A 16271-nucleotide genomic window follows, 5' to 3' on the forward strand; every position below is an offset into this window, starting at 1 on the left:
TGTAAGCGGTCTTGTCGGACGCCTCAATGACCGCTAATCACGCCTGTCTGACGCGCCTGCGACAGATGGCCGCGGCCAGTCTGTCCGGCGCCTTGCCGGCTCGGTTACAGGCGAAACGCCTGCACCGCCGTGTGCAGTTGGCCACCCACCTGCAGCAGCCGATCGCCTTGCTGGCGGCCTTCGCCGATGCGTACCAGGTTGTCACCACCGAGCTGGTGGATGCGCTCGCTGTGGCCGCGGATCTCGCTGACCGCGCCGCTCTGCTGGGCGGTGGCGTCGGCGATGCGCTCGGCCATGCTGGCAATGGTGCGAATCGCCGCGATGATTTCGTCCAGCGCGCCATCGGCCGCCTCGGCCTGGCCGGCGCTGGCCTGGGCGTGTTCGACCTGGGTGCGCATGGCACTGACGGATTGTCGCGCGGCCTGCTGCAGGCGGCCGATCAGTTCCTGGATTTCCGCGGTGGCGCCGCTGGTGCGCTGCGACAGTGAGCGGACCTCGTCGGCGACCACGGCGAATCCACGGCCCGCCTCGCCGGCGCGGGCCGCTTCGATGGCGGCGTTGAGGGCCAGCAGGTTGGTTTGCTCGGCGATGCCGCGGATCACCGTCAGTACATTGCCGATGGTGGCGGTTTCCTCGGCCAGGCGTTCGATGGCCTGGGCGTTGCCCTGCACTTCGCCGACCAGCGCATGCAGCCCGCTGAGGCTCTGGCCGATCACCTGCTGGCCCTGTTCCAGGGCGCGGTCGGCGTCGCGGCTGGCATCGGCGGCCTGGCTGGCATCGCCGGCGACTTGCTGGATGGTTGCCTCCAGATCGCCGAGGGCATCGCGAATCTGTGCGGTATCGCCGGCCTGGCGTTCGGCGCCGGCATGCAGGCCGCCGCTGAGATCGGCCAGGGTGCGGCTGGAGCCGGCAACCTGTTCGGCATGCAGGCGGATGCTGCCAACCAGTTCGACCAGGTAGGCGCGCAGGCGATTCAGCGATGCCTCGATGTCGCACAGTTCGCGGGTGCGTGAGCCGAGCCTGATGTCCTCGGCGAAATCGCCCTGGGCCCAGGCCGACAGGGCCGGGACCAGGTGGTTGAGAACCTTGGTCAGGCGCCGTTGAATGGTATCGATGACCAGGGCGATCAGCAGGATCAGGCCGATCATCAGGCCCTGGAGCAGGCGCACTTCGGCCTGAATCCGGCCGTGTTCGGCGCGCACGGCCGGCTCCAGGGTGGCGAGGGCCTGTTGCACGCTGTCGACCTGGCTGCGGGTGGCGCTGGCCAGGGCGGTGCGTTGTTCGATCAGGCTGCGGGTGCGCTGCAGTTCGCTCGGGTAGCGGCTGATCAGGCTGGCCAGGTCGCGCTTGAGGGCGATGCCGCGGTCTTCTGCTGGCGTGCTGTCGCTGTCGCCGGCCAGGCCCAGCAGGGCGGAAAAGGCATCGCTGCCGGAACTGCGCTCATCGGCCACGCCGAGCAAGGGCAGGGCATCCAGGGCCTGGGCCTGCAGGCCGAGTGCGGCCAGTTCGCGTTCGACGTCGCTGGCCAGTTCGCTGCGTCCACTGCTGACCAGCTTGTCGCGGGCGTGGGCCAGGCGGGTCAGCAGCTGGGCCGCGACAAACAATGGCCGCCGGTATGGGCTCGCCGCAGAGCTGGTGGCGCTGTCGGCATACTGCGCCAGTTGTTCCAGGGCGCTGGCCATCTCGCGCTCGGCCTGCACCAGCAAACCCTGAGGGTCGCCCGCCAGCTTGCCGGCAGCGAGTAGCTGGTTGGCGCTGAAACTTTGCAGTTCGGCCAGGCTGGGGCGCACTTCCTCGGCCAGTTGTGGCGGCAGCTCGGCAATGGCGGGAGCCAGGTCTGCCAAGGCCTGGAGCGCCGCGCTGTGCTGCAGGGCATCACCGCTGCGGAGGTAGCCGAGGATGTTGCGCGCCGCCTCCCGCTGGAATTGTTGGGACAGGCTCAGGTAACGCTCCATCAGCAGGTAGGGGCGCTCCAGGGCGCGCTGCGACCACCAGAGGGTGGCGGCCAGCGCCACGCAGACGGTGACCAGCAACAGGGTATTGAGGTTGGTAAGTGATTTCAGGCGCATGGGACTCGACCGCAGACGGAAGGGTGCTGGCGTGTGCCCGATGACCTCTGGGCACAACCGCTATGCTGCTGAAGTTATTGCGTTTTCATGACAGGGTTGTGACGGTGAGGGTGGGGCGGGGTTTATTTGGTAATGATCCGGAGAGGTGTTGTCCGGAGCCGAAGCACGGCGCAGTCGGCCGCCCCGTCTTCGCCGCCGCGCTGTCGCGCAGCAAGCTGGAGACAATCGCGTGTGCCGTCTTGGGGGCACTTGTTGGAGGGGCCGGGCGGCGCTCCGCTTTAGCCGTGAAGCTGCGCTGTGCAGGCTTTCGCGGCTAAAGCCCCTCCCGCACCAACGTAATAACCGAAAAAAATCAATGACATGCGGGTTGTTTGATAAGGGCCAAGGAGGGCGCCAGGTCCGTGCTGTGGCTCCTGCACAAAGGCTGGGTTGGCCCAGCCTCAGTCAGCGCTGAACACCTCGACCCGGTTGCGTCCACCGTGCTTGGCCGCGTAGAGCGCCTCGTCAGCCTGCTGGGTCAGGGTTTGGCTACTGGTCTCGCCGTGCAGTTGGGCAATGCCGCAACTGAAGGTGCAGGTCAGGTCGAGCGGTTGCGCCGGGTAGATTATCTCGGCAAAGCGCTTGCGGATCTCGTCAAGCACCAGCTGGGCCGCCCTGGCGTCGGTATTGGGCATGACCACGGCGAACTCTTCGCCGCCATAGCGGCCGATGTGGTCACTCTTGCGCAGGCGCTGCTTGAGGAACAGCGCCAGGCTCTTGATTACCCGGTCACCCATGGGGTGGCCATAGTTGTCGTTGACCTTCTTGAAGAAGTCGATATCGAGCATGGCGAAGCTCAGCGGCTGCTGGTCACGCTGGGCGCGGAAGCGCGTATCTTCGAGCAATTGCAGGGTGTGGGTGTGGTTGTACAGGCCGGTGAGGCTGTCGCGCACCATGCGCGCCTTGAGGTTGCGCGCGCGGGCGGCGCGGTTGCGCACGGTGGCGATCAGGTGGCGCGGCTTGATCGGCTTGGTGAGGAAGTCGTCGCCGCCCTCGCTCATGGCGTCGAGCTGCTTGTCGAGGTCGTCTTCGGCAGACAGGTAGATGATCGGCACGCTGACGTAGCGGTCGTTGTGGCGGATTACCTTGGCCAGTTCGGTGCCGTTGCAGTCCGGCATGTACATGTCGAGGATGATCAGGTCTGGCTGGAATTCGGCCAGCCCGGCCATGGTCTGGATCGGCTCGATCAGGGTCCGGGTGATGATTCCGGCGCTGTTGAGCGCCCGTTCGGTATAGGTGGCCTGGGCGCGCGAATCATCGACGATCAGCACCTTGTAGGGTTCGTACTGCGCCACATGGGCGAGCACTTCGATGCGTTCAAGCAGGCTGGAGGCGTCCAGGGTGCCGGTGAAAAATTCCTGGCCGCCGGCGCGCACCGCCGCCAGGCGGGCCGACATGTCGGTATCCAGGTGGCTGTAGAACAGCAGGGGGATCTTTTCTTCCAGGTCTTGCTGCACCGCCTGGACCAACTGCAAGCCGGCGCCTGGGCCGGAGAAGTCCACATCCATGAGGATCGCGGCTGGGTGGCGTTCGAGCATCGCCGAGCGGAAGGCATTGGCAGTGTCCAGCGCTTGCGCGGTCATGCCGAAGTACTCGAGTTGCTGCGCCAGGTGCTCGGCCCGCTCAGGGTGTTGCAGGGCCAGGTACACCGGTTTGCGTAGCGGCGGCAGCGTGGTCTGCTCGAAGTTGTCGCCGCGGCGCAGTCCGGTCCGCGACAGGCGCTGCATGAGCTGGTTGAGCTGACCGATCAGGTCGCTGTTGAGGCGACCGCGATTGTCTGCGACCGCCTGCAGGCAATGGCCGATGTCTTGCGCCAACTGACGGTGCTCGGCCTGCTCGAAGCGCTCGGCATAGCGCTGCAGTAACAGGGTGGCATTGCATAGCTCATGCATGCCGCGCTCGTTCCACTCGTTGCGCTGCAGGCGTTGCCAGACTTCCAGTATCTGTCGTGCCTGGTGGATCACGCGCTGGGCAAAGTGCTGCTTGAGTCGGTCGAGACTGGGGTCTTCGTGCTCGGTCATGGCCCGGATTCCGGTGGAGGGCGGAAGAAGCGGTCTTCCGTGGTGGCCCCATGCTATCACTGCTGGTTTGCCCGGCAGTACCGCCGATCTACCAGCGTGAGCCTTCGGTCACATTGACCGTCACGCGGATCGGGAGTTTCAGCGTCGGCAAGATTACGGCTCAACGCTGCGCATCGGCCTACGCTTCATTTATAGTGCAAGGCTGTTGCGCAACCTTGGGTCAAGCAACCTGTCAGACTTAGGACTGCCCCACTGCGGCAAAGCCGGGTTTGGTCAATTTCTGCGCGCTTTTCGTTAAATAGAGCGACTATTCGTGGGCGGCCTCCCGCCTCAAAGCGCGCAAAAACTGCCTCAGACCGAGAGGTCGAACCCCGGACTTTCCCTCGCGGCGGACGCTAAAGTCAGTCAAGCTGCCTGGGTTGTGCTCGAACAGCCAAATGCGTAGATAAAGGACATTGCCATGCTGGACTGGAAAAAACGCGCTGCAGGCGCGCGCGACAGCGTCGATGACTCTGTGGATAACGTGCGCAGTTACCTGGGAGGTGGCTGGCTCAGCCGGATGCTGGGCGGCTTGCTCGGCCTCTACCTGTTGCTGGCGCTGGTGGTTGGCTGGTACTGGAGCCAGGAGCCGGAGCAATTTTCGGTGCAGCAGTACGCCCAGGCCGCGGCGCAAGGCGCGCAGCAGCAGATGGTCAATGGCTATACCACGGCGGTCACCCTGAAGCATGTCGCCAGCACCTTGCTGGATAAGCCGGGCGGCTACCTGTCCAACGACCTCGCCCCGCCGGGGCTGTGGCTGGACAATATGCCGAGCTGGGAATTTGGGGTGCTGGTGCAGGTGCGTGACATGGCACGTGCCCTGCGCAAGGACTTCACCCGCTCACAGTCGCAGTCCACCGAAGATCCGGACCTGGCCAAGGCCGAGCCGCGCTTCCACTTCGACAACAAGAGTTGGGCGCTGCCGGCATCCGAGGCGGAGTATCAAGAAGCGATCAAGTCACTCGATCGCTATTTGGCGCGGCTGGGCGATCCAAGCCAGTCCAGCGCCCAGTTCTACTCGCGTGCCGATAACCTCAACGCCTGGCTGGGCGATGCCGCGACTCGTCTGGGGTCGCTGTCGCAGCGCTTGTCGGCCAGCGTCGGTCAGATCCGCCTGAACACCGACACCGATCTGAAAGACGTGGTCGACGGCCAGGCGGTGCATGTCAACGAGGGCACCTATGAGACGCCGTGGATGCAGATCGACAACGTCTTCTACGAAGCCCGCGGCCAGGCCTGGGCCCTGTCGCATCTGCTGCGCGCCATCGAAGTGGATTTCGCCGATGTCCTGGTGAAGAAGAACGCCACCGTCAGCCTGCGCCAGATCATCCGTGAGCTGGAGGCCGCACAGGAAACCCTGTGGAGTCCGATGGTCCTCAATGGCAGTGGCTATGGTCTGCTGGCCAACCATTCGCTGGTCATGGCCAACTATATTTCGCGTGCCAACGCCGGGCTCATCGATCTGCGTCAACTGCTGTCGCAGGGCTAGGCAATGGTTATTTCCGCCGCCGAGATGGCGCACCGCGCCGCCTCCGATGCCGAGCTGATCGCCTGGGTCGACGAGCAGGATCAGCCGCTGGGTGGTGTGTTGCGCGCGGAGTTGCGCGAGCGCCGCCTGCTCGGCCGCGGCACCTACATCCTGTTGTTCAACTCGGCCGGTGAGCTGTGCGTGCACCGGCGCACCCTGAGCAAGGCGCTGTACCCGGGGTATTGGGATGTGGCCGCCGGTGGCATGGTGCTGGAGGGGGAGAGTTACGCCGAGTCGGCTGCTCGCGAGTTGGCCGAGGAGCTTGGCATCGAGGACGTGGTGCTGGTCGAGCATGCGCATTTCCTCTACGACGCAGCCGAAAGCCGCTTGTGGTGCCGGGCATACTCGGCGGTGTCCGATGCCCCGCTGGTGCTGCAACCGGAGGAAGTGCTGGAGGCGCGTTTCATGTCCATCGACGAGGCCTTGGCCGATACCCAGCGCAAGCCCTATTGCCCCGATTCGCTGGCCGCGCTCGAACGCTACCTGAGCGCTATCGGGTCGAAGGGTTAGCTAGTTGGCGGTTTCGTGCAGGCTGTCGCACGGCGTCGCCGATCCAGCGATCAATGGCGCAATTTGCCACTTAGCATCCGGGTTCTTTGCCGTTACACTGCGCGCCCTCCAAGCCCGAGCCGTCCAGCCCGGGTGCGCCGCCCCTGCCAGAGTGGGGCTTCGCGGTCGATGCATATCGGCCAGTCGCTATCCTGAGAACTGGTGAAAAAACTCCCGCCTACTGCGACCGCCTCCAGGCGCCCGCTGCTGGCGTTGCGCTACGCAGAAAACGGGGTCATTTAGCTCACTAAACTCCCCCATTTTCTGCATTGCGCGCCTTGCCGCGAACACCTGGAGACGCTCTCGCTACGGCGCTCGATTTTTTCACAAGCTCTGACCCACATGAGGACAAGCCGGTGGTCAAGAAAGCTTCGTCATTCGCCGCCCTCAGCGGCCTGGTGTATTCCACCGACAGCGGCCGGCATTGCCCGGACTGCAGTCAGCCGGTGGATGCCTGCACCTGCAAACACACCCTGATCCCTGCCGGTGACGGCATAGCCCGCGTGCGCCGCGAAACCAAAGGCCGTGGCGGCAAGACGGTGACCACCGTCAGTGGCGTGGCCCTGGCCGAAGAGCCATTGAAAGACTTGGCCAGCGTCCTGAAGAAACGCTGTGGTTGCGGCGGCTCGTTGAAGGATGGGGTGATCGAGATTCAGGGCGATCACGTCGAACTGTTGCTCGAAGAACTGTCCAAACGGGGCTTCAAGGCCAAGAAATCCGGCGGCTGATTCCAGCTCACCTCCACCTTCCGGTTGCAGGTGAGTCCGCTGCCGGGCATTGCGCGTTGTCAAATTTAATACCAGTCGTTGAGCCTGCCTGCGCGCAAAGCCCGCAGCAGTGGCTCAATGACTGCTAATCTGCTCTCGCCCTGACCGATTGGCTTCAGGGCTTTTTATCGCCAGCAAGGGAGACCTCGATGTCTGTACGACGCACACGCAAAGATGACGGCAGCCAGTGGACAGTAGCGGACAGCCGCAGCGTCTACGGCATTCGCCATTGGGGCGCGGGTTATTTCGCGATCAATGACCAGGGTCGCGTCGAGGTGCGTCCGAACGGTCCCGACAGCACGCCCTTCGACCTCTCGGCGCAGATCGATGAGTTGCGCCAGAGTGGTCTCAGCCTGCCGCTGCTGGTGCGTTTTCCGGACATCCTGCAGGACCGCGTGCGCCAGTTGACCGGTGCCTTCGACGCCAACATTGCGCGGCTGGACTACCAGAGCCGCTACACCGCGCTCTACCCGATCAAGGTCAACCAGCAGGAGGCGGTGATCGAGAACATCATCGCCACGCAGAACGTCTCCATCGGCCTGGAAGCCGGCTCCAAGCCCGAGCTGATGGCCGTGCTGGCCCTGGCGCCGAAGGGCGGCACCATCGTCTGCAATGGCTACAAGGATCGCGAGTTCATCAAGCTGGCGCTGATGGGGCAGAAACTCGGCCACAACGTGTTCATCGTCATCGAGAAAGAGTCCGAGGTGCAGTTGGTGATCGAGGAGGCGGCCGAACTCAAGGTCGCCCCGCAGATCGGCCTGCGCGTGCGCCTGTCCTCGCTGGCCTCCTCCAAGTGGGCCGACACCGGCGGCGAGAAGTCCAAGTTCGGTCTGTCGGCGGCGCAGCTGCTGTCGGTGGTCGAGCGTTTCCGCGCGGCAAAGCTGGATCAGGGCATCCGCCTGCTGCATTTCCACATGGGCTCGCAGATCGCCAACTTGGCCGATTACCAGCACGGCTTCAAGGAAGCCATCCGCTATTACGGCGAGCTGCGTGGTCTGGGGCTGCCGGTCGATCATATCGACGTCGGCGGCGGCCTGGGGGTCGACTACGACGGCACCCACTCGCGCAATGCCAGCTCGATCAACTACGACATGGACGACTACGCCGGCGTGGTGGTCGGCATGTTGAAAGAGTTCTGCGATGCCCAGGAACTGCCGCATCCGCACATCTTCTCCGAGAGCGGCCGCTCGCTGACCGCACACCACGCCATGCTGGTGGTGCAGGTCACCGACGTGGAGAAACACAACGACGCAGTGCCGGTGATCGAGGACAAGGCCAGCCTGCCGGAAACCGTGCAGTACCTGGTCGATCTGCTTGGCCCGACCGATATCGAGATGGTCACCGAGACCTACTGGCGCGCCACTCATTACATGAGCGATATCGCCAGCCAGTATGCCGATGGCAAGATCGGCCTGACCGATAAGGCCCTGGGCGAACAGTGCTATTTCGCCCTGTGCCGGCGCCTGTACAACTCGCTCAAGGCGCGCCAGCGCTCGCACCGTCAGGTGCTCGACGAGCTCAACGACAAGCTGGCGGACAAGTACATCTGCAACTTCTCGGTGTTCCAGAGCCTGCCCGACACCTGGGCCATCGGCCAGGTGCTGCCGATCCTGCCGCTCAACCGCCTGGACGAAGAACCCATGCGCCGTGCGGTATTGCAGGACCTGACCTGCGACTCAGATGGCAAGATCCGTCAGTACGTCGACGAGCAGAGCATCGAAACCAGCCTGCCGGTGCATGAAGTACGCGAGGGTGAGGATTATCTGCTGGGGATTTTCCTGGTCGGCGCCTACCAGGAGATTCTCGGCGACATGCACAACCTGTTCGGCGACACCGACTCGGTAAACATCTACCAGAACCCGGATGGCAGCGTGTACCACGCCGGGATCGAGACCCACGACACCATCGAGGACATGCTGCGCTACGTGCACCTGTCGCCGGAGGAGTTGATGACCCACTACCGCGACAAGGTGGCCAGCGCCAAGATCAGCCCCCGCGAGCGCACCCAGTTCCTCGACGCCTTGCGCCTGGGCCTGACCCGCTCGTCCTACCTGTCATCCTGAAGCGCAGCCCCCGAGCCGCGCAACTTTCGTAGCCCGGATGCAATCCGGGCTACGAAGCTGGTTCGGCGGCGCTTCACGGCGCTGGCAGGCTATTGCGGCGCTCCTCAGCGGCCGGTGTGCCGGCCCGCCCCTCCAATCTGGAGCAATCCGCGATCGGTAGCGTCACTCGCCGCGGGCCGTGCACCCTGGTGGCTCGGCGCGGCACAAAGCTGGCGGGTTGTCGCTGCGCTCCGAAGCCGCCCTGCGATCCGAACGGAACGCTGTCCGGGCGGCCCTATCCAATCACCCCGAAACCGCGCGCCATCAGGGTTGCCAGTAATGGCAGGACCAGCAGCAACAGCAACTCCAGGCGCATGGTCATGATCACCAGCGTGCCCAGGCGAGCGCTGACCTGCGGCACCTGCCCGGCCTGCAGGTCATTGCGCCAGTTGAGGAAGACCCAGGTCGGCAGGACCGACAGCAGGGCAATCAGGATGAACAGGCCGAGCTTGGCGTGGAACAGGCTGTTGTGCAGGTAGTAGGCCGGGCCTTTGCCATACCAGACCAGGCGCGCGGCGCCGCTGGCCAACACCAGGCCGGCCGACAGGGCATAGGCGATGTCGATGCGGATCAGGCTGTGCGCACGCGCCAGATCCAGCGGCAGTTTGAACAGCTGGTGCTCCAGGGTCAGCAGGGCAAACAGCAGGAAGATCGACAGGTAGTGCAGGTAGGCGGCTATGGCTTCGGCCATGGCGATTTCCCTCTGGTCAGTGATTCGCTGGGCAAGGTCGTTGACTCACGATTGCACTCGGCTCTGCGGCGTTTACACCGGCCTCGAATGAGAGCAGCAGGCCAGGCGCGCCAGCAATAGGTTGATTTACAGCTCATGCCCGGCGCTTTCGACGCGCTTCGCTCGCGCTGTGGTTCAGTAGCGACTGTTGCTCCGTCGCGCCAGCACGGTTTCGCCGGCCTGTCAGTCGCTGGCCAGCTCCACCCGATTGCGGCCGTTGGCTTTGGCCTGGTACAGCGCCCGGTCGGCGCGGGCCAGAGCGGCATCCGGCGTTTCGCCCGGCCTGGCCAGGGCGCCGCCGATGCTGAGGGTCAGGCTGAGCTGGACGCCGCCGGTAATGATCGGGGTCTTGTCGAGTTGGCTGCGCACGCGCTCGGCAATCTGCAGCAGTTCCTGCTGGTCATGCACCTGGGTCAGCACGACGAACTCTTCGCCACCGCTGCGCGACACCACATCCTGTGGACGCACGGCCGCGGCAATGCACCTGGCGCTTTCCCACAAGGCCTGATCGCCTGCGCCGTGGCCATGGGTGTCATTGACTGACTTGAAATGATCGAGGTCGCAGAACAGTAAGCCGAGCTGCAGGCCGCGTTCCTGCGCCAGGCGGAGTTCGCGCTGGAGAAAGTGTTCGAGGCCGGCGCGGTTCCACAGCTGGGTCAGCGGGTCGAGCATGGCCTTGCGTTGTTCGCGGCTGAGTGCCACCCGCAGTTGTGCCGTCTGCTGACTGACGCTGCGCAGCTTGAGGTAGCCTTCGACCAGGGTCGCCATGTCCCTGAGCAGGCGCAGTTGCCGTTCGTTCAGCTGTTTGGCTTGCGAGTGGATCAGGCACAGGGTGCCGAGCGCCTGGCCATTCTCGGCAAACAGCGGCTGGCCGGCGTAGAAGCGCAGAAACGGATGCCCGGTGACCAGCGGGTTGTCGGCGAAGCGCGGATCGGCGCTGGCGTCCTCGACGATAAAGTGTTCGCTGGCGAGGATCGCATGGCCGCAGAAAGACACGCTACGCGGCGTTTCCGCCACGTCCAGGCCCAGTCGCGCCTTGAACCATTGGCGTTCGTGGTCGATCAGGCTGACCAGCACGGTTTCCACCTCGAACAACTCGCGCACCACCCGCACCAGGGTGTCCAGATAAGGATCGGCGGGCGTGTCGAGCAGTTCCTGATCATCCAGCACCTGCTGGCGAAACTCTTCATTGCCGGATATCTCAGGGCTGAGCATGTGCAGCTCCTTGTGCTGGACGGAGGCCAAACCAGAGATCGGCGCGCGTCAGTTGGTAAGCATAGGTGCCCAGGCAGAGGCTGCGCAGCAGCATAAAGCCGAGGAAGGCCAGCCACAGGCCGTGATTGCCGAAGGCCTGCAGCAACCAGGCCAGCGGCAGGCTCAAGGCGACGGCCAGGAGCATGGCATTGCGCATCTCGCGGGCACGGGTGGCGCCGATGAACAGGCCATCGAGCAGGTAGCTCCCCACCGCCAGCAGTGGCAACAGCGCCAGGTAGGGCAGGTAGACGCGGGCCAGGGCGCGCACCGGGGCGATATCGGTTTGCAGGGCGATGAACCAGTGGCCAGCGAAGAGGAAGAACAGGGCGAAGCCGAGGCTGGCCAGCAGCGACCAGCCGCCCGCGACGATCAGGCTGCGGCGCAAGCTCTGGCGGTCGCGGGCGCCGAGGGCGTGGCCGCACAATGCCTCCACCGCGTGAGCGAGGCCGTCGAGGGCGTGGGCAGTGAGCAGCAGGCCATTGAGCAGCAAGGCATTGGCCGCTACCGTGGCGTCGCCCAAGCGGGAGCCCTGTACGGTGATCAGGAAGAACACCAGCTGCAGCGCCAGGGTGCGGATGAAAATATCGCGATTGACCGCCAGCAGCGGTCGCCAGTTCAGCCAGCGGCGCAGCGCCGGCCAGTCGATCTGCCCCGCATAGGCGCGCAAGGCTTGGCGCGCCAGGTACAGGCCGAGCAGCGCACCACTCCATTCGGCGATCACCGAGGCCCAGGCGGCGCCAGCCACGCCCCAATGCAAGCCGAGCACGAAGAGCAGGTCGAGGGCCACGTTGAGCAGGTTGGTGGTCAGCAGGATCGCCAGTGGCCCGCGGGCGTTCTGGGTGCCGAGCAGCCAGCCGATCAGGGCGTAGGTGGCCAGCGCCGCCGGCAGGCCGAGCAGGCGGATCTGGAAATAACTGCGGGCCAGGGCCTCCAGCTCCGCCGAGGGTTGCATCAGGCTCAGTGCGGCGGCACTGAACGGCAGCGCCAGCAGGATCAGGAGCATCGCCAGCAGCCCGCCGAGCAGCAGGCCTTGCAGCAACACCTGGCGCAACGCGCTGCCGTCTCCCCGGCCGGCGGCCTGGGCGGCGAAACCGGTGGTGCCCATGCGCAGAAAGCCCACGGCCCAGCTCAGCAGGGTATACAGGCTGCCACCGATCGCCACCGCCGCCAGTTGATGGGCATGGGGCAGGTGGCCGACCACCGCGCTGTCGACCAGCGCCACCAGCGGCACCGACAGGTTGGACAAAATCATCGGCGCAGCCAGGGCCCAGACCCGTTTGTGGGTGGGCGCGTGCTGCCAGGCATCGAGCAGTGCGGACATGGCGACTCCGGGAAAACGCCGATTATAGGCCCAGACCCTGGGGGTGGGTTCGATAGTGCTGTTTCGACTATGCCTGAGGCGCTATAGCAGCAAGCGTTTCTTGGTGGCGCCGTTGCCGGCATCCAGGCTGACTAGACTTGAAGCAGGCAATCAGCAATGACCGCCGACCCAGCGGTCGAGGAGGTGGATCATGCATATGGCACAAACCCTGGAGCGCAGCCTGCAGCGGGCACACTGCCAGTTCAAGCTGGTCGAGCACATGCCCTCGGCAACCAGCCTGGAGTCGGCGCGCAAGGCTGGGATTCCTCCTGCGCGAATGGCCAAGTCGGTGATTCTCGACGATCGTCGCGGACACTACCTGATGGCCGTATTACCGGCCAACCGGCAACTGGATCTGAGCAAGGTGCACAAGGGCTCGCGGCGCTGGCAGCTCAGTGGCGAGCAGGCGCTGGTGAGTTTGTTCAGGGATTGCGAGCGCGGTGCGATACCGGCGCTGGGCGAGGTCTATGGCCTGAAGATGCTGATCGATCCGATGCTGGTGCGCCAGCAGGACATCTACCTGGAAGCCGGGGATCACGAAAGCCTGGTGCACATGCCGGTCGACGAGTTCTTCAAGCTGGCGTCCAACGCCGAGGTGTGCGACCTCTGCGCCTGAGTTCGGGCATATGACCCGCTTGCCGCCCGGCACAGCGTCGGGGCGAAGGATGGTTGCGGCGGGCTAACTAACCGGCCGAGGTGCTCCGCGCCTCGGCCGGTTTGGCCACGGCTGTTGCTCAGGGGGGGGGGGCGTGGCCGCTAGCTAATCAGCCCACCGAGCAACCACAGACCGAAGAACAGCCAGATCAGCCCGGCAATGATCGACCGGCGCAAGAAAGCGCGCACGGCGGCGTAGAGCAACAACAAACCAATGATCAGCACCAGCATGCCCAGCAGCGACGGGGTAATACCCAACGCCTTGGACATGCCGTTGATGAAGCCGCCGAACGCATCGCCAAACAGGCCGAGGAACCCGCTCATGGCCTCGACGACAAAGCGGATGACCGCGCCGAACACCTGGCCGAGCCACTCGAAAAAACCTTCTACCCGCATTTAACCGTTCCTGTGTGCCGAACGCCGCCCGCATGGTTATCCATCGGCTGCGGCAAAGGGCGCTAGTGTGCCATTGCTTGGCTGAGCTCGCAGGGGGTTTGTGAGCGGCATCAGCGCTTTGTCTCCTAGCACATGCAATCGGGGATAGCCGAAGCGGAAGGATGAGGTGAGTGCGTTGAGGTCAACTTGGTAGCTGGAGATAGCCTGGAAGACAGGCCATCACGCGGCAATAAGAAAGGTGCAAGGCCGTGGCGGCGCTTGCACCCAGATTGATGAGACGGCTTTCGCCGCGAGATTTATGGAGCAGTGACCAGTGCGGTGACGTTGATCAGCATGGACTGGCCGACCGATACATAGTCGGGCTCCAGCATGATTGAGCCGGGTTCGGCGCTGGCCAGTTGCGCTTCCTCCAACTGGCAGGCTTCGATGGCGGCCGGCAGCAGGGCCGCAACCGCATCCTCCACATTCGGCTCCAGGCTGTAGGCGTTGTCGATCGCCGCCTGGGCCTCGTCGAAGTTTGTATCGCAGTGATTGGCCAGCGCGGGGCCGGCCAGCAGCATCGCCACGACTGCCCAAGCGTGAAATGAAAGCTTGTTCATGACTCTTACCTCCTCGGTCAGTCAGGTTAGTTGGTGTCGGCGCAGATGGCGTAGACGGTTGCTGTGGCATCCGAGTTCTGACCTGAGTTGCCTGACCGGGTTAGCGTTGCTGTCCAGCTGGACTCGGTATCTGGATAGCTCTTGTTGATTTCCCACGTAGTGCCGGACGAGTAGCTGACGCCGCCGCCGAGTACCATCTTGTTGGTGCTGCAGGTTGCCGTGCAGGTAATGGTAGTGCCCCCGCTGCACGCGTTTACGTTGAGTTTTTGCTCCCAATTGGCCAAGCCGGTTGCGCCTTGAATGCCCTGTAATCCTTGCGGTCCTGCTGGGCCAGTTGCGCCGTCTGTGCCAGCCGGGCCCTGCGGTCCATCTGCGCCTTGCGGTCCAACAGGCCCAGCCGGGCCCTGCGGTCCATCTGCGCCTTGCGGTCCAACAGGACCTACCGGGCCCTGCGGTCCATCTGCGCCTTGCGGTCCAACAGGACCTACCGGGCCCTGCGGTCCATCTGCGCCTTGCGGTCCAGCAGGCCCAGCCGGGCCCTGCGGTCCATCTGCGCCTTGCGGTCCAACAGGCCCAGCCGGGCCCTGCAGTCCGTCTGCGCCCTGCGGTCCAGCAGGTCCTACCGGGCCGGGCGCACCTTGAGGGCCTGCTGGCCCCTTGCAAGCCGTATTGGCGCCGTTCATGCACAGCTCAAGTGCGGCAACTCGCTGCTCAACGGAGCCAAGACCGCCCTTGAGATTGCTGACGCCGCCCTTGAGGTTACTCACGGCATCCTCGATTTCGTCGGCCAGCGTCGGAGCGCTTAGACTGAGCAGCGCCACCGCTAGCAGGGTGGCTGGGAATATCATCGTGGACTGACGTAACAGCCGCAACGAATCGGCTGATGAGCCGCTCGCCATGGCGTGTCCTGTGCTGGTGTGCTGCGAACCATGTGGGTTGTGCTGTGCCATGAGTGCTGTCCTGTCCGGTAAAAGAGCGCTCCTCTCCTACTAGTCAGACCATTCCGCAGCGGTGCTCCCTGTGCGGGCCTGATCGGCCCCAAGCCGCCAGTTCCCGGGTGGGAGTGGTGGCTCTCGCGGTGTCCTGTGATCCCTGGTTTGGAGTCCTGAGGCTAAGTTGAGGCCGATGTCTTTCGTGTGCTGATCCAGGAGCGCGGCCCATATCAACCTGATATCAGTTTGATATGGGTGTAGATCGGCGCCGATACGTTGTAAAGCCGATGAAACAGTGTTTATGCGCTTTGCGACAGTATTCCGACGATCGGTGAGAGTTGGTTGATAATTGATCGGCATGAAAATAAATGTCGCCAAATAAATGGCATTCTTTGGGTGCACAACTGTTGCTGCGCTATCCATGAAAGTCGCCTGATTACAGGGTGTTAGGGGATTTGTCGGGCGTCAGCAAGTTACCGGGACACCCTGTTCGCCTGGATGCGCCAGCGGGACGCGGGCGTCACGCCGCTGATACAGTTTTTGGCGTTTCTGCTTAGCGCCGGCCGCTGGATTTTCCTGCCGGTGCCGGAGGGCGAGCGGGCTCTCTGGCCGCCGAGGTCGAGTTCAGCCCGGCCTTGGCCCGCAGCGGCCGCGACTAGCCCAGGAAGGAAGAAGACAGAAAAGGCGACAGCCTTTAGCCGGTCTCAAGTCAAGGCTAAAAGCCAACTCACCCTGCCGTTAAAACTGCAGGGGGTTGAAGTGGCCGGGCGTCACTTCGGTGCGGCCAGGACAAGCCCGTACTTGGACATCACGGACACAAGGGCCGCTTTGTCCGGCGGTCCTCCGGCGTTGACCACGGCGGCGACATCTTTGAAGTATTGGGCGCCGATGTCCGGCGACTGGACGACCAAGGCGCGAGCGGTCTCGGTGAACGGGTTCGAGAACGCATGAACCACGCCCTTTGGCGTGCTCATGCCTTGGCCTGGCGTCAGGTCGCGAGTCTCAGTTCCCACCGTGTATCGAAGGGTTCCCTGCAGCACGTACAGGCATTCTTCGTTGTTGGAATGACTGTGCGGCGGAGGAACGTTTGAGCCAGGGGGCACTGTCAGTTCAAACATTCCGATGCTCGCGGTGTGGGAGCCATCGACGACGTAGTTGATGCCAAGTTGGCCGACTTTGATTTCACTGGCGCTCATGGAATTCCTTCGTCAGTAGACGTGGTGACGTGTTCG

Annotated in this window: 13 protein-coding genes; 5 read left to right on the forward strand and 8 right to left on the reverse strand. The window is 64.1% G+C overall.

Annotated elements, in window-relative coordinates:
* Positions 1 to 104: 104 nt before the first annotated feature.
* Together PH586_RS01270 and PH586_RS01275 are read right to left on the reverse strand one after the other, a co-directional pair.
* Positions 105 to 2069 carry a methyl-accepting chemotaxis protein gene (locus PH586_RS01270; protein ID WP_271345959.1) on the reverse strand — a complete coding sequence of 655 codons (1965 nt, stop codon included), beginning with the start codon at positions 2067 to 2069 and terminating at the stop codon, positions 105 to 107.
* Between the two features lie 440 nt (positions 2070 to 2509).
* Positions 2510 to 4129: a response regulator gene (locus tag PH586_RS01275; protein ID WP_271345960.1), complete on the reverse strand. Its 1620-nt coding sequence runs from the start codon at positions 4127 to 4129 to the stop codon at positions 2510 to 2512.
* A gap of 460 nt (positions 4130 to 4589) precedes the next feature.
* Here PH586_RS01275 and PH586_RS01280 point away from each other — a divergent pair, with 460 nt between their 5' ends.
* The 4 genes from PH586_RS01280 (at position 4590) to speA (ending at position 9075) form a co-directional block, all read left to right on the forward strand.
* Positions 4590 to 5657, forward strand: coding sequence for a DUF2333 family protein (locus tag PH586_RS01280; protein WP_271345961.1), 1068 nt, complete (start codon positions 4590 to 4592; stop codon positions 5655 to 5657).
* Positions 5658 to 5660: 3 nt separating this feature from the next.
* Complete coding sequence (locus PH586_RS01285; protein ID WP_271345962.1) at positions 5661 to 6206, forward strand: NUDIX hydrolase; 546 nt, start codon at positions 5661 to 5663, stop codon at positions 6204 to 6206.
* Positions 6207 to 6601: 395 nt separating this feature from the next.
* The gene (locus PH586_RS01290) at positions 6602 to 6973 is read left to right on the forward strand and encodes a translation initiation factor Sui1 (protein WP_271345963.1); all 372 of its coding nucleotides are present in this window, start codon (positions 6602 to 6604) and stop codon (positions 6971 to 6973) included.
* A 188-nt stretch (positions 6974 to 7161) separates the two neighbouring features.
* The gene (gene speA, locus PH586_RS01295) at positions 7162 to 9075 is read left to right on the forward strand and encodes an arginine decarboxylase (protein WP_271345964.1); all 1914 of its coding nucleotides are present in this window, start codon (positions 7162 to 7164) and stop codon (positions 9073 to 9075) included.
* A 274-nt stretch (positions 9076 to 9349) separates the two neighbouring features.
* Here speA and PH586_RS01300 read toward each other — a convergent pair whose 3' ends face one another.
* The 3 genes from PH586_RS01300 to PH586_RS01310 all read right to left on the reverse strand — a co-directional run bounded on the left by PH586_RS01300 (position 9350) and on the right by PH586_RS01310 (position 12419).
* Entirely contained in the window at positions 9350 to 9805 is a 456-nt protein-coding gene (locus tag PH586_RS01300) for a DUF2214 family protein (RefSeq protein WP_271345965.1), read from the reverse strand.
* Between the two features lie 222 nt (positions 9806 to 10027).
* A complete protein-coding gene (locus PH586_RS01305) occupies positions 10028 to 11059 on the reverse strand; it encodes a GGDEF domain-containing protein (protein ID WP_271345966.1) in 1032 nt (343 codons plus the stop codon).
* Positions 11046 to 12419 (reverse strand): MATE family efflux transporter, encoded by a 1374-nt coding sequence (locus tag PH586_RS01310; protein ID WP_271345967.1) that lies wholly within the window; start codon positions 12417 to 12419, stop codon positions 11046 to 11048. Before PH586_RS01310 ends, PH586_RS01305 begins: the two co-directional genes overlap by 14 nt.
* 190 nt (positions 12420 to 12609) lie before the next feature.
* Between PH586_RS01310 and PH586_RS01315 the strand changes: the two genes are divergently transcribed.
* Positions 12610 to 13074: an aminoacyl-tRNA deacylase gene (locus PH586_RS01315; protein WP_271345968.1), complete on the forward strand. Its 465-nt coding sequence runs from the start codon at positions 12610 to 12612 to the stop codon at positions 13072 to 13074.
* A 140-nt stretch (positions 13075 to 13214) separates the two neighbouring features.
* Here PH586_RS01315 and PH586_RS01320 read toward each other — a convergent pair whose 3' ends face one another.
* The 3 genes from PH586_RS01320 to PH586_RS01330 form a co-directional block, all read right to left on the reverse strand.
* Complete coding sequence (locus PH586_RS01320) at positions 13215 to 13508, reverse strand: hypothetical protein (protein WP_271345969.1); 294 nt, start codon at positions 13506 to 13508, stop codon at positions 13215 to 13217.
* A 296-nt stretch (positions 13509 to 13804) separates the two neighbouring features.
* A complete protein-coding gene (locus PH586_RS01325) occupies positions 13805 to 14107 on the reverse strand; it encodes a hypothetical protein (protein WP_271345970.1) in 303 nt (100 codons plus the stop codon).
* A 1702-nt stretch (positions 14108 to 15809) separates the two neighbouring features.
* A complete protein-coding gene (locus PH586_RS01330; protein ID WP_271345971.1) occupies positions 15810 to 16235 on the reverse strand; it encodes a cupin domain-containing protein in 426 nt (141 codons plus the stop codon).
* Positions 16236 to 16271: the final 36 nt, after the last annotated feature.

It is taken from the genome of Pseudomonas aestuarii (genome assembly GCF_027988105.1).
In the GTDB taxonomy this organism is placed as follows: Bacteria; Pseudomonadota; Gammaproteobacteria; order Pseudomonadales; family Pseudomonadaceae; genus Aquipseudomonas; species Aquipseudomonas aestuarii.